Genomic DNA, 17,980 nt, shown 5'->3' with positions numbered 1-17,980 from the left:
GCTTACACGATATCCGGGGGACGCGGATACTAGTAATGTTCACTTGTTGCTGGACTGGCCCTTGCAATCTAAGTCTGCGAATAAGGTTTTCTACCTAAAAGACAAGCTATTGCTATAGGGAGTGGAATATGAAGGCACTATGGGTCGCAATTTGTTTACTGTCTGTTCCTTTGACATCCCTGGCAGAAGAGCATCTGGCACTAACCCGCGTGCTGAGAGGCAGCCTGGAGCTGCTAAATCAAGATGGCCGTGCGATCGAGATCAAGGATGGCACTATCAAGCTTGAAATCAGCAAGCCTTCCAAGCTGTCTTCGCCTGTTCGCTGGATGAAAAACGAGCGGGTGGTTCGAATTCAGGATCAGGAAAATGTCTTTGAATTTAGAATTCCTAAAAGCTCGATTAAATCCGACGGGCAGTTCCTGGTTAGCAGCAAAGCGGCCGAACAAAGAGCCAACCTCAGTTCAGTTGTGCAAAAGTCGGAAGTGAATTCCGAACGATTGGAAGTCGTGAAGGGCTGCAGCTACTTTGTTCTGGTGCCGACTCCAGTGACCCATGTGGATGGCAATGGCAATATCTCAACCACCATCGAGATGCAGCAGCAGACTTATTCAGGACGACAGGAGGTTCTTGTTCATGCGATGACCTGGACTGAACAGGTCGTCATGCAGATCTATAACGACGAAGGCGCGGTCGAAATCAAGTCCGAGCCCGCGGCAAGAAATGAAGAAGTGGTTGTTCGCGAACTGTCGGATTGCCGATAGCAGAGGAGCTTATGAGACAGCTTGGCAAGTTCCTGATTATCATAGCACTAGGCCTCATTTTGGGTGCAGAATCTTTTGCCGCTTCGGCCGAGGCGTTGCTTGCGCGGGATCTGAGAAATGCCAAGGTGACGTTTGGTCATGAACAGCGGCTTTATCATTACTTCGATATCTATCAGGAAGGCACACCTGCCGCCCAAGCCTTGATGGCGACGCCTCAAGGGCGAAAGCAGGTTTTAAACACGCGCATTTCCTACGCCACTTCTAAATTTTGGTCCAAAGCTTCCGGCAGCAAAGGGTTGTTTGCCGGGGAAGGTCTTTATCTGGCCATCGACCCGAATATTTCTGAAAGCTACGGCAAGATGATGATCGAATTCACGGTGAAGCCTGATTCGTACTATATCAGCCTGGCCCGTGGTCTTTACCTGAGTGAAGACACCGTTAAAGCTATTTATCAGGAAGGCCATCTGGTGGCAGACGCGGCTAATGGCATTCCTGATTCCATGCGAATTTCTGAGATGACCTTGGCGATGATTCTTCAGCCTGAAAATGCGCGCTTCCGATTGCTTCTGCAGAAGGCACTGAAAAATGAAAACATCATGATGGCCGAATATGTATGGCGTTCGGACTTGGATGTGGTCTGTGGGGAAGAGTCCTTGCAAACCGCTTTTGTATATATTGGGACCGACCCGACACTGCCGGAATTCAGTGCCGTTGAAATGGCCGACGTAAAGCAGGCTTATGCCGGGATTGCGATGACGGCCAAAGAAAAGCGCGCCTCTTTGGACGCGCAAAAATTAAAGACCTTGATTCAAGTCAACCAGCAGGCATCTTCAGCCAACGAGATGGTTGAAAATGCCTTGGCGATCTATAAATCCGAAAACGAGTTTAAGAACGCTGTGGGCCGCCTGCACGGTTGCCAAGCAGAACAAAAACAATGATCCCGACCAGGGCAATCATGACTCCGGCGGTGACCAGCACATTCTGATGGGCTGAAGAAAACGCGGTCTTGGCTGCCGCTAGGATGGCTTCGGTTGTGCTTGGGTCAAACTGTTTTGCCGCGATCATGGTGTCACCGATAGTGAGCGTCGCCTGCTTGGGCAAGGTGGCGATAACTTCCGAAGCTTGGGTGATCGCATGACGGTAGCTTGCTGACATCATCAAACCAAAGAATGTAATACCCAGTCCCATACCCAGTTCATAACCGACGGCTTCAATAGATCCAGCCGCTCCGGCCTTCTCGGGTGGGGCTGCATTCATAATAGCAATGGAAGAAGCCGTAAGGCCGATGGCCAAGGACAGCCCCAGAATAAAGAGGGAGCCGACAATGACGGGGCCAATGGAACCAAAGTCTGCGATTGTCAGCGTTAGCAGGCATGCTGCCGATACGAGAAGGCTGACGGTTGCGACAAGTCTTACGCCAAAGGTTCCGACAAGATAGCCGGAAACGGGACCTCCGAGCCCGGTGGCCAGCATCAAGGGAAGCATGACCGAACCTGCCTGAAGGGGCGTTTTATCGAAGACAAACTGAAGCTCTTGCGCAATGGTGAATTCAACCCCCGCCATGGCTCCTGAAACAACCAAAGCCAGCAGCAATCCGACGCGAATTTCCTGTTTCTTAAATAGCTCCAGATCCAGAAGCGGGAACTCGGAAGTCTTTTGTTTTCTAAAGAACACAAACAAGCTGAGTGCGCCGAGGGCCAGTGTTCCTGAAAGCTCCAAAATGCTGATGTCTGCCTTGAATGCTGATTTAACGGCATAGATGCAACTTATCAATCCCACAATCAGCAACAAAGCCTGATCAAAAGCCCACTTGCCGGAAGGTTGAACTGCGGATTTGGGATACACCATCACCCCGAATGGAATGATGATCAAAATCAAAGGAACGTTCATCAGAAAGACATAGCTCCAGGAAAAATGCGTCAGCAGATAGCCGCCGATCAGAGGTCCGATGGCCCCACCAGCCGCGCCCACCGTGGCCCAGGCGCCCAGGGCAAGAGCGCGCTCTTTTTCGTTGTCAAAGGCAATGCGAATGATCGACAGAATGCTGGGCATGATCATCGCGGCACCAAATGCGGTGGCGGCTCTTGCAAAAATAAGGAAATTGGCTGACGAGGCCCATGAAGCAACGAACGAAGCGCTGAGGAAGACCGTCAAGCCAACAAGAATCATCTTTCGTCCACCGACGCGGTCGGCGAGTGTTCCCATGGGGATCAGCAGACCCGACATCATCAAAGCATAGATATCAATAATCCAAAGCACCTGCGTGCCGCTGGCTTGCAGGGATGTGGTCAGTGTCGGGATGGCCACGTGCAGAGTAGTCATATTGATCACGACGGGCAAGCTGGCCAGCAAAGCCGCAAATAGAATAAGCCATTTATTGTGTTTTAGCGTATTTTCCATAACTTTTGACATCATACCTACCGTCCGGTATGTTTGTAAAGGCACATAAAATCCCGGGATAAAAATGAAAACGAAAAGTCAGACCAAAAGAAAAAAAGACCCTGAAAATGTGAGACTGTCTTTGTTGAGGGCGACAGCCAAGCTTGCAAGTGAGCAGGGGGTGCCTGCGATAACTTTAAGTTTGGTTTCAAAAGCCGCCGGTGTGACCAAGGGGGCGTTGTTTCATCATTTTGAAAACAAGCGGGCTTTGATTGTTGCGATGATGGATTTCTTGATCGAGCGCATGGATGAAGACATTGATGCGCTGATCGCAAAAGATGCGAAAGAATATGGAGTATTCACCCGCGCTTATGTGCAGGTGATGCTTGATTTGCACAGTGAGTACGGAAAGGCCTTTTCGTCCTTGCTTTTGTCTGAACCCGAGATTTCGGCTTTAAGCGCGGCTTGGTATGGGAAAAGGATGAAAATGCACGCAAAAACGGATTCAGATCAGCAGTTGGAAATTATCAGATACGCTGCCGATGGCGCCTGGCTTGCGGCGGTGACGAACTATAATCCCAAGATGGACATCGGCAAGATCCGCAAGCGCCTGGTTGAGATGAGCCACGGGAAGAAAGCTTCCCGCAGTTAGTCTATTTGTTTTTGAATCCCAGGATGTCCACGTAAGTGATGCCTTTGGCAACTGAGGACGACGGCGTCGCTCTTTGACCTTTGATCAGAATTTTACCGGAAGTGAAAAGCTCTTTGTACTGGGTGCGGGTGATCTCGCGCAGGTTCAGGTCTTCGTTTTGGTTTTTGATGGCCGTTAACAGAACCCCATCAAGGCGTTTGGCAGACTTAAACAGCTCCAGAACAATGCGGAAGGATTTAGGTGGTTGTGGAGGGATGAAGTCTTGCATAACGTATTTCCTGTTTTTATGAGATGACGGGCGAAAGTCCCATAAAAACAGGGGCATAGGCAAGGGGTTTTGGCCCTTTTGTAGTTTTAACTGTTACTAATAGCCTAACAGGGCGTTGAAGCCTTCACATTGCGCCTCAACCGGGCCAGCAGAGGTTTGAATCGCTAGGTTCAGGGCATCTCCATAAGGGGACTGAGCGCCTTCTTGAGCAAAGGTGCTAACCACCAGTTTCCCGGATTTCCAAGCCTCCAGGCGAACCACGCCGTGAGCGGCACGCAGGTAAAAATCAACTCCATTGGCAGAACCTTTTTCAAGGGTCGCATATTCGCGGTCTGGCTGTTCTTTAGAGGATTTAAACGGGGTATCGCTGGTGGTGAGAGTGCAAACAGCGGCGTGAGCGCTTACGAACGGAGCCAGGGACAGAGCGATCGCAGTCAGGGCACGTTTGAAGGTTTTCAAAGGTTTCTCCAGGGGTTTGGTTGCTAGATGACTTGTTGTTTATTCCAGTGAAACGCAAATTAAGTGTTTGAAAGTGGGGCTGCAGGGGAAGGGTTTTGTAAATTTGGGAGGGCAGCCGTCTTTAACGGAAGGGTAGGAGATTTGCTTGGTGGAAGTCCTGTAACAGAAGTTAGCCTTTAATGACTTCTGAAACCGACAAGAGTTGTTGATTAAGCCTGTAGACTTTTTTTCCGGTGATACTTTTTTCATTAAAGATCGCCAGCAGTTGGCTGTTGAAGTCCTGAATCAGTTCTTGTGCCTTCTGGAATTGGTCAGCAGATAAGGCTATGAAAGTTGAATAGAGCTTTCTGTTTTCTGTGGGCCCGCGAACAGCCTCTTGGGCTTGTCTGAGTCCTTCGGCATGGAAGGAGCGGACGTGCTGGTTGTCCGGACTTGAAGGGATTCTAAAAAAATCATTCTCTGTGCGGTAGATGGTGCTGCCGTCCTCTTTGACTTCTCCGATTACAAGTTTTTGCCAAATCAGACACTTTAACGCGTTCTGAATTCGCTCGATAGAGCTGCGAAAGTCCTGAGCCCAACTTTCCAGGTTTGAAGGTGAATCGGCAAAACTCAGATAAGTAAACAGCTGGGGCACTAAAGGATCGCTAAAAAAGGCTGAGATGTCCTGGATCGTTGTTTCCTGCAGATTGCGTGTACAGCGTTTATAGATTTCTCTTAAATAAAGAGTGCGCATTGAATCGGTTGTAGCCAGTTGAAAGTTGACCAAAATGTTCATGTAGGTAAGTTCGTCTTCATTGAGCTGTAGTCCCTTGATCAGGGCTGGAATAACAGAGTGAGTTGGCGGTTTTTCACCCAAGACCAAGTAGCGTAAGTAAGAGCGGCTTCTTATTCCCATTTCTCCGGCCCAGACTTCATAAGAAAAGCCTTCTTCAGTGCTTTTGCGATACTTGTAAAGTGCTTTTAGAAATCCAGGCAGACTATTATAGTCATAAATGTTCGGCTTTACTGCTGTCTTCATATCCACATTGTGACAAGGTCACTGCAAATTGAGACGTCCAGTTTCTTGTTCTCTAAAAAAGAACGTGGCTCCAATGCGGAGCCCGCCGCCCAGAAAGTGCACATCTCTTATCCGTATAAACCTTTTGGCTTTCTTGCGAAGGTGGTCCGCTTGGTGCACTAGGTGTTTATCAAAACAAACAATCGCTGCCAGATCGCGTCCTCTGGATAACGAAGGAGATCCTTGTGAAAAAGTATGTTTTAAGTTCGCTTGTCATTTTGTTTGCTGCATCTGCTTTTGCGGGAGGCGGCACTGTTGGTACTGATGCCGTTGTGGGTTCGGCACAGCGTTTTTATTATGGAGAAGAAGAAATCGCTTTAGATGAGCTCACTCAGGAGCTTCATGCCAATTATAATTTACTGGTCGTCAAATCTGACATGGACAGAGGGGTGTTCCCGGCTGATGTAACGAAATATAGCGATATTGCATTTTTAAAGCTGGGCAATGGCTATAGAATGGTTAGCAAAGACAAAAACAATGGACCGGCGGTCGCTGATCTGGATCCAAAGTATAACTCAATCGTGGGCAAACTTTTTTCAGACCTTCAGCAAGAGGCGAACTTTATAGCTATTGATGGTGCTAGCGAGTATGGACGCGGAGGATCTTCTCTTTTTGCAGCAAACTTGTCTGGTGTAGAGCAAGTGACTTTGGTTTGTCAGAGAGTCGTCTATTCTGATCGCAGCGGTGGAACTTCATGCAAGACGAAAACTTCAGGCATTGATTTTGCCAAAAGAGGAACTGTCGTAATGGTGTCGAGTGCAAGAGGTGGCCCGGGAATCGTTGTTCCAAAAAAATATTTGAAAACTTGGGATAGCGCTTATTGGGACAGAAAGTTTTAGGAAAAACAGGAGGGGCCTAGCGGGACTCGGTCTTCCCAGGTTGGGCTCCTGCCCAACCTTCCAGAGCCGGGGCCGTTCGCTCAGCCGGCCATCGTGGCCGTCTGCCCTGAATCAAATGCTCCTTAGGTCGCATCCGACTCGGGTCGCTCTCTCTCTTCGAGTCCTGCTACCCCGAAGACGTAGCAATGCCCGAAGCGAGTTTCTTAGTGTCTATGTTGTCTGATTTTTTAAAGGAAAAATGGATGGGGTAGCAGGACTCGAACCTGCGAATGACAGAATCAAAATCTGTTGTCTTACCAACTTGACGATACCCCAGCAAGATGCGTTCGAAGGCCCAAATTACGGATATTGCGGCCCAAAATCAAGAAAAGACTTTATGCGTTGAAAGATAATGCGCCATGGGCCTAGAAAAGAACCGGGAACCTTTTAATGAAAAAGCCCGTCAGGGATCTGACGGGCTAAATATTCCAGGGGTTTTGCTTGAAGCCGCCTCTGCTGACTGCCTCCACATTAGGCAGCCAGTTGTGCGTGAGCAGGGAACTCTACCCCGGCCCCATGGCCCTAGGGTGAATCAAGTCGAACCTAGTAATCGTCGTTGCCGTAGTCGCTCCCAGGAGCTTTTTGGCGTTTTAGACTGACCAGGGTTTCGCCCATGGATTTTAATTCTTTTTCGTAGGCCTCAAATATGAGGTCTTCAATCATCGCCCGGGTCTCCTGATTCAGGGGGTGGGCGATATCGCGGAACTGACCGTCTTTGCGTTTTTTGCTGGGCATAGCCACGAACAAACCGCTGGTTCCTTGAATGACCTTCAGATCCCTCACGACAAAGCAGTTGTCCAGAGTGATCGAGACGTAGGCCTTCAGCCGGTCCTCATTGACGGGGAAAACTTTCACCTCGGTGACTTTCATACAGTCCCTTTCTTGTTGCCGTTCTTGTTGCAATAACAGTTGCTCATTCTAAAAGCCGTTTGACCGGCCTTTTTGTCGCAATCTTGGAGCCAAACTATGGTCCGTATTTCTTCTCGGTGAGCCCAAGAAAAACTAAAGACCTAGGTCGAGGGTTTTTTTATATTTTTTCTGAAATTCCGCGAGCTGCCTCAATTTGAGGCAGCTGTTTACTTATATAGCGCCAAAATAAAAAAGCCCATCCGAAGATGGGCTTTGAAGCACTGCTCTTTATTAAAATTTCCGAAGGCCAAACTATTCGATGCTGATGATCTGAATACGGGTGTTGCGGGCAATTCTTAGGGTGTTCTTGCCCTTTTTAAGAGCCTTTAAAACGTCCTTCGCGGTGTCAACCGGCTGTTTATTAACATCCAGGATCACATCGCCCACTTGCAAACCACCCTTCGAGGCGTTCGAGTTTCTTTCAGTCTCGATCACCACGGGTTGTTTCATATCGTCCGGCAGGCCCCATTCTTTGCGAAGCTCTGTGGTCGGATCAATCACCGTGAAGCCCAAGCCAAACGGAGCTTTTTGGCCCGCGTAGGTTTTGGTCGCCGCACGAACCGCGCGTTTTTCGTCCAGACGTTCAGAGGTCACCACATTCAAGGTCATTTCCTTGTTGTTGCGGATGATCTTGGTTTTGATCGGTTGACCGATAGGGGCGTCCGCCACAGCATCCATCAGATCCAACGAGGTTCTGATTTTCTTGCCGTTAAACTCGGTCACGATGTCATACATCTTCAAACCAGCTTTCAAAGCCGGGCTGCCCGGGGACACTTGCGTGATTACAGCTCCGCGAAGTTCACCCAGCCCCAGGTACTCGGCCGCTTCCGGATCCAAGTCACCCAAAGCCGTACCCAGGAAACCACGGGCAATGCGGCCCTTGGATTCAAGGATTGGCAAGATGGCTTTAACTTCATCAATCGGAATCGCAAAACCGATCCCTTGCGCTCTTGCATCAATCGCCGAGTTCACGCCGATCACCTGACCTTTGGTGTTCACCAGCGGGCCGCCCGAGTTGCCTGGATTGATGCTGGCATCAGTCTGCAGCAATGGAATTTTATTGATCTCAGTGATGTCGCGGCCTTTGGAGGAAATAATCCCTTTTGTCATCGAGTGGCCGTGACCGAACGGATTCCCGAACGCCGCCACCCATTCACCCACTTCCACGTCTTTGGAGGATCCCAGAACCGCCACTGGCAGTTTGGCTTTTGGAGTGATTTTGATCAACGCGATGTCAGTGCGCTCGTCACTGCCGACAAGGGTTGCTTCATACACATCAGTGGATTTTTCGCTCAGTTGAACGTTGATGATGTCAGCGCCGGCGATCACGTGATTGTTCGTGATGATCAGGCCGTCTTCACGGATGATGAAGCCTGTGCCCAGGCCCATTTGCTGTGGGCGCTGTTGCTGTTGCTGGGGTTGCTGCATGCGGAAGCCATAAAGCTGTTCCAGCATATCCAGCATCGGGTCGCGCATGCGCGGAGAGTTCTTGGGAATTGCCGTGGTGGAGATATTCACGACCGCCGGGTTGATGGCCTTGGCCAGTTCAACAAACAGGTTGCCGGGCAGGGCGGCGTTCAGATTCATCTTCGGCGGATCTTTCGGGAGTTCCTTCGCGCCCGTGGTTTGGGCTTGAGCGGTCATAGCGACAGACAGAATAAGAACCAACAGCGTCTTCATGGACAGTTTCTCCTTACATTGGCACGAATTTCATTTGTGCTTACATGGACACAAATTTCATTTGCAGATCACTGATTAAGTTTTCCAAAAATTTGGCTTCATCGCCAGTCAGATTTCCTTTGGTCTTCTGTTGCAGGACCACCAAAAGGTCGATGTTAAAGCGAGCCATATTTTTATCTTTGCTCACTTCGCCGTTTTGAGGATTTGGAGCCAGACCCATAGCCATAATCGCAGACGATGCAACAGACATAATTAGGACTGAAAAGGAGGCTTCAATTTTTTCGTTCATAAGACCCTCGTCTTTAATGTGAGTTCCCTGCTGATCCTGTCAAGTCAGATGGGGTAATAACCCATCAGCTTTTGCAAGCGGACCTCAATGGCCGGGTGGGATTTCAGGAACAGATTCTTTTGTCTAAAACCTTCCGGGTTCACCATGAAAAGGTGACTGGTGCAGGCCGGGATATCCAGAGGCTGGGTCTGAGCCAGACCCTCCATGCGCCACAAAACTTCACCCAGACGGTTGCGGCTGTCCAGAAGTTCAGAGGCCATCAGATCATTTTCAAAGAAGGATTTTTCCACCACCACAAGTTTGATGATCAGCCAGCCAATCGGGGACAGCACAGGCATAAAGAACTGAAGCTTGTAAGGGATCAGATTGTCCAGAAACTGCCCCAGACCCACGACGGAATTAGCCAGGGTGCTGCTGACGCTGAATGCGAAAGTATCCAGGCGGCGAATGTGGCAGATTTGATGGGCCACGACCGCTTCAAGTTCTTCGTCGCTTAGTTTTTGTAAAAGCCCGGCAGTGAAACCCAGCGATCCGCGTTTCCAGGAATGACCCACACAGAATGCGTTCACCGACGCATGCGGGGTGATATAGACCGCGGGTGGCGGCATGGACAGTTGGGCTGACATCTTTTGAACCTTGTCGATCAGACCCCAGGAATCCTGGCCCTTGATTCTTTGCGCATTCAGTTTCGCCAGCACGCGGCTTTCACCATAGAAGAACACGAAGAAGTTCAAAAGAACCGCAAAGAAGAAACCAATCAACAACCCCAGACGTTCCCCGAACTGATAGCCAAGTACCAGCAGGGCCAGAGAGCTTGATAGAATGAATATCCAGACTTTTGTATTGTTGTTGATCATATAAAATTAGTCCCACTAAACCCGACCCTTGGCAAGTACAGGAACGGCGCATAGTTTTTCGTCGGGATTTCACTCTAAACTTGCGTAGTTTTTAGCTTAATTGTGAAATAGAGAGGTTCATCTACTCAGGAGGCAAGAACGTGAGTGAAGTCGATATCATGGCCCTGAATGCCGCGATCAAGCAAGAGAGCCAATTCATTGATAAAATGATGGCTGAAATCAACAAGGTTGTCGTAGGGCAAAAGGAAATGGTGGAGGGCATCATGATGGGCCTTCTGACCGGTGGCCACATCCTGCTGGAAGGTGTGCCGGGCTTGGCGAAGACGCTGACCATCGCGACCGTTTCCAAATCCATTTCATTGGATTTCCAACGCATCCAGTTCACTCCGGATCTTCTGCCTACCGACTTGATTGGGACCATGATCTTCAATCCAAAATCCGGTGAATTTGCTCCGCGCAAAGGACCTATCTTCACGAACATCGTTCTGGCGGATGAGATCAACCGTGCGCCAGCGAAAGTGCAATCCGCACTGCTTGAGGCCATGGCTGAAAAACAAGTCACCATCGGGGATGAGTCTTACAAACTTTCCAGTCCCTTCCTGGTTCTGGCGACTCAGAATCCATTGGAGCAAGAGGGTACTTATCCACTTCCAGAAGCCCAGATGGACCGTTTCATGTTCAAGATCAACGTCGTTTACCCGGGTAAAGGCGAAGAGCTTGAAATCTTAAACCGCATGGGCACGAACGAAAAACCGGAAGTACAGCCGGTGATCTCGAAAGAGGATCTTTTGCGTGCGGCTCATCGTGCGGATCAGATCTATGTTGATAACAAAATCAAAAACTACATCGTGGAATTGATCATGGCGTCCCGTAAGCCGGGCGAGTACGGCTTGAGCCGTATTGCGAATCTGATCAATGTCGGTGGTTCTCCGCGTGCGACGATCAGCTTGTATCGTGCGGCGAAAGCTCATGCGTTCCTGCGTGGTCGCGGTTATGTGACTGCCGAAGACGTAAAGGCCATTGCGTACCACGTTCTGCGCCACCGTCTGATTCTGACGTACGAAGCCGAAGCTGAAAACATCAGAACTGATGACATCATCAAAGAAATCCTAAGTCAGGTCGAGGTGCCATAGTGAGTCTGCCTCCTGAGGTCTTAAAGAAAGTCAAACTGCTGGAGATCAACACAAGAAGACTTGTGAACAATCTCTTTGCCGGTGAATACCATACGGCCTTCAAAGGGCAGGGGATGACTTTTGCGGATTTCAGGGAATACGTTCCGGGCGATGATGTTCGTTCGATCTCGTGGCCGCTGACTGCGCGCACGGGGAAGCCGTACATCAAAACTTTCGAGGAAGAGCGTGAGCTGACTCTGATTCTTGCCGTGGACGTCAGTGGTTCCAGTGATTTTGGAACCGGGCCTTACTTTAAGGGTGAAGTCATGACCCACATGGCAGCGCTTTTGGCGTTTTCTGCGGTGAAGAACAACGACCAGATTGGGTTGTTGTTGTTCAGTGATCAGGTTGAGCACTTTGTTCCGCCGAAAAAGGGGCGGGGCCACGTGCACCGTCTGCTGCGTGATTTGTTCTATTATAAACCCAAAAGCCATCGCACGAAGCTTTCCTCCGGGTTCTCTTATTTGCAGGGGATCTTGAAGAAACGCGCGACGGTGTTTGTATTCAGTGATTTCATGGATCAGGGCTTTGAACAGTCCTTGCGTTTGCTGGGAAGAAAGCATGACGTCGTGGCCTGCGTGGTGAACGATGCGGCCGAGTATTCACTGCCGTCCATGGGGGTGATCGAAGTGCAAGATGCAGAGACCGGGGAAATCGTCACCGTCGACACGTCTTCGCAATCTTTCCGTGCCCAGTATGAAGAGGCCGTGGCCAAACGCAAAGATGCCCGGGATCGTCTGCTTCGCCTGGCTCAGGTGGAGCGTGTGGATGTGAAGTCCAGCGAGGATTATGTAAATCCTTTGGTGGCCTTCTTTAAGAAGAGAAGATAATGGCTTTAATTCAGTGTAAGGCAGAAATACCCGCAGTCGAGGGACTGAAAGACAACGAGCTCACCGTAGGGCGCGAGTTTCTTTTGGTGTGTGACGGGGAATTCCCGCGTGACCTTCAGCAGGAAAAACTTCATTTTGTTCTGAAGCCGGAACAGAAATACCAGATCAAGCTTCTGGGTTTTGAATTCCGTTCGCCGACATTGGCTGATATCAAGGCCACCGCGTACACGGCTGGCAATATTCCATTTGAAAACCTGCAACTTAGTGACGGCGTGCAGACGCTGGACCTGGGGCCGATTCAATACGGTGTGACTTCCGTGTTGCCGCCTCCGCCGCAAAATCCGGGTGAACAACCCGTAAAACAGGAACCTTTCGGCCCCATCGGGCCTGCCAGCATCGGTGTTCCGATGCTTTACTGGGGTATCTTGGCGGTGTTCCTGGGCGTGATTGCCTTGATTGCGATCACCAGGATTTATCGCGTGATTCAAAGACGCAATATGCTGGAACGTCTGCGTGAACATGACTCGGCCCAAACACCGCTGCATGAATTCCATCAGAACTATCGCCGCCTTCAGCGCGCCAATCCGGTCTTCTTCGGCAAAGACGCCAAAAAAGAAGAGATCGATCAGGTGCTGGTTGAAACCCACAAGATGTTTAAGCTCTTCCTGACCCGCCAGTTCCGTGTGCCGGCGTTGGAATGGAGCGAGCGTCTGGTGATCAAGGATATTAAAAAGTATCATCGCAACGTCTATGTCGAAGCGGGCGAAGGCCTGCTGAAGCTGTTCCATGAATACCAGCACGCGTTCGCTGATAAGCAGAACCTTTCCAGCAGCGACGTTTTGAATCTGGCCACCCACTGCCGCACTCTGGTAGAGAAGATGGAAAGGGTGTCCTCATGACCTATCATTCATTGTGGGCCCTGTGGTTCCTGCTGCCGTTGGTTTTGATTCTGATCTGGAATTTCTGGAAAAGAAAAAAGAAGACACCAACTTTGCAGTTTGGCTCGGTTGAACTGCTAAAGTCAGTGGCGCCGACCTTGCGCACCCGTTTAATGCACCTGCCGGTGATCTTAAAGTCCCTGGCTTTGGTGTTTGCGATCGTCGCTTTGGCGCGTCCGCAGGAAATGAACACCAAGATCCGCAAGAATGTGGAAGGTATCGATATCGTCATCTGTCTGGACGTTTCAGATTCAATGCTGATTGAAGACATGAAGCCTTTGAACCGCCTGGAAGCGGCGAAAGAAACCATCGCCAAGTTCATCAGTGCACGTACTTCGGATCGTATTGGTCTGGTGGTCTTTGCCGGTGAATCGTTCACCATGGTGCCACCAACGCTGGATTATCAAATGATCTTGCAGCGTGTGAATGAGATCTCAAGTGCTTCCAGTGCAAAAATCAAAGATGGAACCGCTTTGGGTGTGGCGATGGCCAATGCCGCGGGCCGTTTGAAAGATTCCCAGGCCCGCAGCCGAGTCATGATCTTCATGACGGACGGGGAGAATAACTCTGGCACCATCGACCCTGAAACGGGTCTTGAGATCGCCAAGGGTTACGGTATCAAGGTTTATTCCATCGGTATCGGTAAAGATGGTCCGACGCGCATCCCGGTGTATTCGCGCGATATCTTTGGTCAGAAGGTAAAGACTTATCAGCCGTTTGAAAGCACCGTGAACGAGGATCTGCTGGGCCGTATGGCTTCGGACACCGGTGGTAAATACTATCGCGCGACCAATGAAGGCGCCTTGCAACGGGTCTTTAGTGACATCGACACTTTGGAAAAAACCAAGATCGATGTGAACAAGTTTACGAATTACACTGAAAAATTCCCGCCCTTCCTGATTTGGGCTTTGGTTCTTTATCTGGCCGGACTGCTTTTGGGCCGTTCCTGGTTAAGGAGGGTGCCATAATGTTCCGCTTTGAAAACCTTGCGGCATTTAATTATCTGTGGCTGATCCCGGTGATTATCATCGTGGGCTTTGTCTTTGATCGCATGTCGCGAAAAAAGATGGAAGCCGCCATCGGTTCAAGACTGTATCCGTTCCTTTCAAGTTCTGTATCGCGCAAGAAGCGTTCAATCAAAACCACTTTGCAGGTTTTGGCCGTGCTTTGTTTTGTACTGGCTTTGGCACGCCCACAAATGGGTGAATCCCAACAGGAAGTCAAAAGTGAAGGGGTTGAGATCATCTTCGCTGTCGACGTTTCTGAAAGTATGATGGCCGAAGACGTGAAACCTTCGCGCTTGGCACAAGCCAAAGCCGAGCTGAGCCGTCTGGTGGATCTGATGCCGGGAAATAAAGTGGGCATCGTGGCCTTTGCCGGATCGGCGGCGTTGTTGTCGCCCCTGACAAATGATCCGGGCGCGATCAAAATGTATCTGGAATCCCTGGAGCCAAGCTCTGTGTCCTCGCAAGGAACAAACTTCACGGAAGCTTTGAAGATATCCAAAGAAGCTTTCGAGCGCGGTGGGGTTTCCACCGATGAAACCGTGAAGGTAACCCGCGTGATCCTGATTGCCTCTGACGGGGAAGACCACGAGCAGGGCGCATTGGATGAAGCCAAAAAAATGGCTGGTGAAGGTGTCAGAATCTTCTCGCTGGCTTACGGGACGGAAAAAGGCGGCGCTATTCCGGTTCGTGACGGCATGGGCTTCTTAAAAGGTTATAAAAAAGACCGTCAAGGTCAGACCATTCTGACCACCGTGAAAGGCGATGCCTTGCGCGCGCTGGCTGAAGCCGGTCAGGGCAGCTTCTATTTCGCCACTTTTGGGGGCGAGCAGACCAAGTTGCTGGTGGAAGACATCAGCAAACTTGAAAAAGCCCAGTTCGACACGACTATGGCCACCCAGTACGAAGAACGCTTCCAGACAGTTTTGATGTTGGGAATTATCATCGCGCTTCTAGAGCTGTTCCTGGGTGAACGCAGAAACTCTTTCCTGTTCTGGAAAGGCCGTTACGAGGTACCTCCAGCATGAAGCGCCTTGGCTGTGGTTCTTACTCGAAGTTTCGGACAGTCCTCGCTCGTGATGGGCAGGGGGTAGGTATGGCATTTCGTGGCTCGCTGTGGAACTTGCTTCGAGCAAGAACCACAGCCAAGGCTTTGTGTATTGGAATGACATTAACGATGGTAAGCTGTGGGCCGGGCAGGCCTCATCTTAAAACTTTGGAATTGAATCGTGAGGGGAACAAGGCTCTGACGGGGCAGACTTATCCGGGGGCTATGGAGAAGTATCTTGAAGGTCTTCGTTATGATCCCTTTGTCAGTCAGCTTCATTTGAATTTGGGTTTAAGCTTTGAAGGTTTGCAGCAGGCGGAAAAAGCGCTGCAGTCTTATCGCGAGGCCGAAAAGCTTGCCTTGGCTGACAAGAATTTTGAGCTGGTGTTTATGGCGCGCTTTAATCAGGCGCAGCTTTTAGGCAAGGCCAAACAGGTGGACGAGGCTTTGGCGGTTTATCAAAAGGCGCTTGAGATCATTCCTTCTTCCAAAGAAGTAAAAACCAACATCGAGCTTCTGACCCAACAACAGCAGGGACAGGGCGGCGGTGAAGGCAAGCAGGATCAGCCGCAAAATGGTGACAAGAACCAACAGCAGCAAAATCAGGATGGAAAAGATCCCAAAGAAGGCGACAAGGATCAGGAACAAAAAGAGGGTAAAACCCCTCAGCAGTCCCAAAAGTACAAGCCTCGTCCGTTCAACGGGAAAGAGCTGACTGAAGGGGACGTGAAAAAGATCCTGGGCGAATTGAAACAGCAGGAAGAAAAAATCCGTGCTGAATACAATCGCAAAGATGTGAAGGAGCAGCCTCGTGACAAAGACTGGTAATTTCCTGTTCTTTCTAAGTTTTATTTTCTTCGGGCTTTTTGCCCAGGCCGCCGGAACGACCGTGCAGTCCACTGTGGACCGCAACGAAATGGGTATTGGTGATACGTTCACTTTGACCGTGGCCGTGACGTCCAGTGAAGACGTCGACATTCAGGACCCACGTTTGCCGGATCTGGACGGCTTTGATCTTTTGAACAACTGGCAAAGCAATGCCGTGGCTCAGAAGCTGGTCAATACATCATCCGGGATGCAGTTCCAAACCCAGCGCCGCAAAGAATTCCACTATCAGCTAAGCCCTAAAAAGACCGGGACTCTGAGCGTGGGTTCCTATGAGGTCGTGATCGGTGGCAAGGTTCACCGCACACAACCCATCGTGATCAAAGTCGGTCAGGAAAGCATGGGTGGGGGGAAACCTCCGAAGCGTCCGTCGATGGCTCCTCCGGGTTTTGATGATCCGTTTGAATCCATGGATCAGGCCGAACAAGAGATTTTTGATCAGTTGTTGCGTCAGCGCCAAAGACTGTTGCAGCAGCAAGGGCAACAACCGCAACAGCAGGAAGATTATGGCGACTATCCGAATACGACGGGCTTGCCAGAAGCCGCCTTCCGCAGTCTGCCGACGAACCCCAACGAAGCCTTCTTTATTTCTGTTGAAGTCGACAAGACCGAGGTCTTTGAAGGCGAGCAGGTCACAGTCAATTGGTACATCTACACCCGTGGTCAGATGGAAACCCTGGATCGTTTGAAGTTCCCAAGCCTGAAAGGCTACTGGAAAGAGATCATTGAAGAGGTGCCTTCCATCCAGTTCACGGAAGAGATCGTAAACGGGACCCCTTGGAAGAAAGCCCTGCTGGCTTCCCACGCCTTGTTCCCGATCAAACCGGGTACTGCGACAATTGATGAATACAAAATCAAATCCCGCGTGCGTCTGCCGACTCAAGGGTTCGGATTCTATGGCAAGCCGTATGAATACACGAAGAGCTCTGCCGCCGTTCCCGTCAAAGTAAAACCTTTGCCGGTGGAAGGGCGTCCCTCGGACTTTACCGGAGCCGTGGGACAGTTTGAACTGCATGCTTCCGTGGAAAATCCGCAGGTTCTGGTGAATCAGCCATTCAGTCTGAAAATCCGCTTTGAGGGTGCAGGCAATGCGAAGATGATTGATCTTCCGGCTTTGAACCTGCCAACGGGGTTGGAACAGTACGACAGCAAATCTGAATCCAAGTTCTTTAAAAACGGGCGCAGCTACAAGGAATTTGAAGTGCTGGTGATTCCTCGTCAGGAAGGCCAGATGGTTCTGCCGGGCTTGAGTGTCAGCATGTTTGATCCTCAGACCAAGAAGTACTACACACGCACGACTCAGCCGATCAATTTGACGGTTTCGAACAATCCAAATGCGCCGGTGGGTTCTTCTTCACGTATGGCGGATGCCGGTAAAAAAGCGGATGCCCCGAAAGTGGCTGAAAACCGTCTGCCAGATCCATTGATGCAGTGGCAGCCAGCGGCTGAAGCCAGCGTCCTTTATCGTCCATGGTTGTGGGCCGTATTGTATTCTGTAGCGTCTTTGTTATTGCTGGTCAGAGCACAGCGTGAATTCGGCTGGGGTCGTCGTCGTCGTACTTTGAAAGAACTGGTGCAAAAACGCTTCAAAGTTGTCGATACCGCTTTGGGTAAAACTGATTACCGCAAAGTGGGTGTGGAAATGACCAACACGTTCTACACCGTTCTGGGTGAAGTGTCCGGGACCGGCGGGGCGGCGATGGAAATTGAACGTCTGCTGGAAGTCATTCCGCCAAGTATTCGTCGTGATCACGGTGATGCTATCGCAAAAAGTTTTGAGTTCTTCCAGACCTTGAGTTTTGCTCCGGAAGAGATGCTGGGCAAAATGAAAGAAAAAGAAACCATGAAATCCCAAGTGGATCATGCTAAAAAAGTTCTGAACGCGGTGGTATCCGCGGTCGAGGAGAAATAGAA

The 17,980-nt window shown here is 50.2% G+C and carries 19 protein-coding genes and 1 tRNA gene; 11 read left to right on the top strand and 9 right to left on the bottom strand.

Features of this window, described 5'->3' with window-relative positions; all coding sequences use genetic code 11:
* The first annotated feature begins 128 nt into the window (after positions 1 to 128).
* Positions 129 to 761: a hypothetical protein gene (locus tag BDT_RS13720; protein WP_041577878.1), complete on the top strand. Its 633-nt coding sequence runs from the start codon at positions 129 to 131 to the stop codon at positions 759 to 761.
* An 11-nt stretch (positions 762 to 772) separates the two neighbouring features.
* On the top strand, positions 773 to 1,699 hold the full coding sequence (locus tag BDT_RS13715; protein WP_041577877.1) for a hypothetical protein: 927 nt from the start codon (positions 773 to 775) through the stop codon (positions 1,697 to 1,699).
* Here BDT_RS13715 and BDT_RS13710 read toward each other — a convergent pair.
* Positions 1,647 to 3,176 (bottom strand): MFS transporter, encoded by a 1,530-nt coding sequence (locus BDT_RS13710; protein WP_015091844.1) that lies wholly within the window; start codon positions 3,174 to 3,176, stop codon positions 1,647 to 1,649. The two genes, BDT_RS13715 and BDT_RS13710, sit on opposite strands and share 53 nt — an antisense overlap.
* A gap of 49 nt (positions 3,177 to 3,225) precedes the next feature.
* Between BDT_RS13710 and BDT_RS13705 the strand changes: the two genes are divergently transcribed.
* Positions 3,226 to 3,792 carry a TetR/AcrR family transcriptional regulator gene (locus BDT_RS13705; protein WP_015091843.1) on the top strand — a complete coding sequence of 189 codons (567 nt, stop codon included), beginning with the start codon at positions 3,226 to 3,228 and terminating at the stop codon, positions 3,790 to 3,792.
* Between the two features lies 1 nt (position 3,793).
* On the opposite strand, the gene BDT_RS13700 is transcribed toward BDT_RS13705, so the two are convergent.
* The 3 genes from BDT_RS13700 to BDT_RS13690 all read right to left on the bottom strand — a co-directional run bounded on the left by BDT_RS13700 (position 3,794) and on the right by BDT_RS13690 (position 5,537).
* On the bottom strand, positions 3,794 to 4,060 hold the full coding sequence (locus tag BDT_RS13700; protein ID WP_015091842.1) for a hypothetical protein: 267 nt from the start codon (positions 4,058 to 4,060) through the stop codon (positions 3,794 to 3,796).
* A gap of 96 nt (positions 4,061 to 4,156) precedes the next feature.
* On the bottom strand, positions 4,157 to 4,519 hold the full coding sequence (locus BDT_RS13695; RefSeq protein ID WP_015091841.1) for a hypothetical protein: 363 nt from the start codon (positions 4,517 to 4,519) through the stop codon (positions 4,157 to 4,159).
* A gap of 169 nt (positions 4,520 to 4,688) precedes the next feature.
* Entirely contained in the window at positions 4,689 to 5,537 is an 849-nt protein-coding gene (locus tag BDT_RS13690; RefSeq protein WP_015091840.1) for a TIGR02147 family protein, read from the bottom strand.
* 224 nt (positions 5,538 to 5,761) lie between these two features.
* Here BDT_RS13690 and BDT_RS13685 point away from each other — a divergent pair, with 224 nt between their 5' ends.
* On the top strand, positions 5,762 to 6,415 hold the full coding sequence (locus tag BDT_RS13685) for a hypothetical protein (RefSeq protein WP_015091838.1): 654 nt from the start codon (positions 5,762 to 5,764) through the stop codon (positions 6,413 to 6,415).
* A gap of 239 nt (positions 6,416 to 6,654) precedes the next feature.
* Here the strand turns inward: BDT_RS13685 and BDT_RS13680 are convergent.
* The 5 genes from BDT_RS13680 to BDT_RS13660 form a co-directional block, all read right to left on the bottom strand.
* Positions 6,655 to 6,730, bottom strand: a tRNA-Gln gene (locus BDT_RS13680).
* A 267-nt stretch (positions 6,731 to 6,997) separates the two neighbouring features.
* Positions 6,998 to 7,324: a septation regulator SpoVG gene (gene spoVG, locus BDT_RS13675; RefSeq protein ID WP_011165187.1), complete on the bottom strand. Its 327-nt coding sequence runs from the start codon at positions 7,322 to 7,324 to the stop codon at positions 6,998 to 7,000.
* A 291-nt stretch (positions 7,325 to 7,615) separates the two neighbouring features.
* Entirely contained in the window at positions 7,616 to 9,043 is a 1,428-nt protein-coding gene (locus BDT_RS13670) for a trypsin-like peptidase domain-containing protein (protein ID WP_015091837.1), read from the bottom strand.
* Between the two features lie 40 nt (positions 9,044 to 9,083).
* Entirely contained in the window at positions 9,084 to 9,332 is a 249-nt protein-coding gene (locus BDT_RS13665) for a DUF1844 domain-containing protein (RefSeq protein ID WP_011165185.1), read from the bottom strand.
* A gap of 44 nt (positions 9,333 to 9,376) precedes the next feature.
* Positions 9,377 to 10,189 (bottom strand): M48 family metalloprotease, encoded by an 813-nt coding sequence (locus BDT_RS13660; protein ID WP_015091835.1) that lies wholly within the window; start codon positions 10,187 to 10,189, stop codon positions 9,377 to 9,379.
* Positions 10,190 to 10,347: 158 nt separating this feature from the next.
* Here BDT_RS13660 and BDT_RS13655 point away from each other — a divergent pair, with 158 nt between their 5' ends.
* The 7 genes from BDT_RS13655 to BDT_RS13625 all read left to right on the top strand — a co-directional run bounded on the left by BDT_RS13655 (position 10,348) and on the right by BDT_RS13625 (position 17,978).
* Positions 10,348 to 11,322, top strand: coding sequence for an AAA family ATPase (locus BDT_RS13655; protein WP_038451994.1), 975 nt, complete (start codon positions 10,348 to 10,350; stop codon positions 11,320 to 11,322).
* Positions 11,322 to 12,191, top strand: a complete 870-nt coding sequence (locus tag BDT_RS13650) for a DUF58 domain-containing protein (RefSeq protein WP_015091833.1) — start codon at positions 11,322 to 11,324, stop codon at positions 12,189 to 12,191. The genes BDT_RS13655 and BDT_RS13650 overlap by 1 nt, the downstream gene beginning before the upstream one ends.
* On the top strand, positions 12,191 to 13,090 hold the full coding sequence (locus BDT_RS13645) for a hypothetical protein (protein ID WP_015091832.1): 900 nt from the start codon (positions 12,191 to 12,193) through the stop codon (positions 13,088 to 13,090). Before BDT_RS13650 ends, BDT_RS13645 begins: the two co-directional genes overlap by 1 nt.
* Entirely contained in the window at positions 13,087 to 14,097 is a 1,011-nt protein-coding gene (locus BDT_RS13640) for a vWA domain-containing protein (protein ID WP_015091831.1), read from the top strand. The genes BDT_RS13645 and BDT_RS13640 overlap by 4 nt, the downstream gene beginning before the upstream one ends.
* On the top strand, positions 14,097 to 15,161 hold the full coding sequence (locus tag BDT_RS13635; protein ID WP_015091830.1) for a vWA domain-containing protein: 1,065 nt from the start codon (positions 14,097 to 14,099) through the stop codon (positions 15,159 to 15,161). The genes BDT_RS13640 and BDT_RS13635 overlap by 1 nt, the downstream gene beginning before the upstream one ends.
* A gap of 68 nt (positions 15,162 to 15,229) precedes the next feature.
* Positions 15,230 to 16,009 (top strand): tetratricopeptide repeat protein, encoded by a 780-nt coding sequence (locus BDT_RS13630; RefSeq protein ID WP_235046131.1) that lies wholly within the window; start codon positions 15,230 to 15,232, stop codon positions 16,007 to 16,009.
* Positions 15,993 to 17,978: a BatD family protein gene (locus tag BDT_RS13625; RefSeq protein WP_015091828.1), complete on the top strand. Its 1,986-nt coding sequence runs from the start codon at positions 15,993 to 15,995 to the stop codon at positions 17,976 to 17,978. The genes BDT_RS13630 and BDT_RS13625 overlap by 17 nt, the downstream gene beginning before the upstream one ends.
* The last annotated feature ends 2 nt before the right edge of the window (positions 17,979 to 17,980 follow it).

This window comes from Bdellovibrio bacteriovorus str. Tiberius (genome assembly GCF_000317895.1).
GTDB lineage: Bacteria > Bdellovibrionota > Bdellovibrionia > Bdellovibrionales > Bdellovibrionaceae > Bdellovibrio > Bdellovibrio bacteriovorus_F.
This window is presented reverse-complemented; position numbering and strand designations above follow the sequence as displayed.

Excerpts from the sequence above, each read along its gene's own strand:
- BDT_RS13640 (WP_015091831.1), top strand. The coding sequence starts at position 13,087 with ATGACCTATCATTCATTGTGGGCCCTGTGGTTCCTGCTGCCGTTGGTT.
- BDT_RS13655 (WP_038451994.1), top strand. The coding sequence starts at position 10,348 with ATGGCCCTGAATGCCGCGATCAAGCAAGAGAGCCAATTCATTGATAAA.
- BDT_RS13630 (WP_235046131.1), top strand. The coding sequence starts at position 15,230 with ATGGCATTTCGTGGCTCGCTGTGGAACTTGCTTCGAGCAAGAACCACA.
- BDT_RS13720 (WP_041577878.1), top strand. The coding sequence starts at position 129 with ATGAAGGCACTATGGGTCGCAATTTGTTTACTGTCTGTTCCTTTGACA.
- BDT_RS13660 (WP_015091835.1), bottom strand. The coding sequence starts at position 10,189 with ATGATCAACAACAATACAAAAGTCTGGATATTCATTCTATCAAGCTCT.
- BDT_RS13670 (WP_015091837.1), bottom strand. The coding sequence starts at position 9,043 with ATGAAGACGCTGTTGGTTCTTATTCTGTCTGTCGCTATGACCGCTCAA.
- BDT_RS13705 (WP_015091843.1), top strand. The coding sequence starts at position 3,226 with ATGAAAACGAAAAGTCAGACCAAAAGAAAAAAAGACCCTGAAAATGTG.
- BDT_RS13715 (WP_041577877.1), top strand. The coding sequence starts at position 773 with ATGAGACAGCTTGGCAAGTTCCTGATTATCATAGCACTAGGCCTCATT.
- BDT_RS13635 (WP_015091830.1), top strand. The coding sequence starts at position 14,097 with ATGTTCCGCTTTGAAAACCTTGCGGCATTTAATTATCTGTGGCTGATC.
- spoVG (WP_011165187.1), bottom strand. The coding sequence starts at position 7,324 with ATGAAAGTCACCGAGGTGAAAGTTTTCCCCGTCAATGAGGACCGGCTG.
- BDT_RS13710 (WP_015091844.1), bottom strand. The coding sequence starts at position 3,176 with ATGATGTCAAAAGTTATGGAAAATACGCTAAAACACAATAAATGGCTT.
- BDT_RS13665 (WP_011165185.1), bottom strand. The coding sequence starts at position 9,332 with ATGAACGAAAAAATTGAAGCCTCCTTTTCAGTCCTAATTATGTCTGTT.
- BDT_RS13690 (WP_015091840.1), bottom strand. The coding sequence starts at position 5,537 with ATGAAGACAGCAGTAAAGCCGAACATTTATGACTATAATAGTCTGCCT.
- BDT_RS13700 (WP_015091842.1), bottom strand. The coding sequence starts at position 4,060 with ATGCAAGACTTCATCCCTCCACAACCACCTAAATCCTTCCGCATTGTT.
- BDT_RS13645 (WP_015091832.1), top strand. The coding sequence starts at position 12,191 with ATGGCTTTAATTCAGTGTAAGGCAGAAATACCCGCAGTCGAGGGACTG.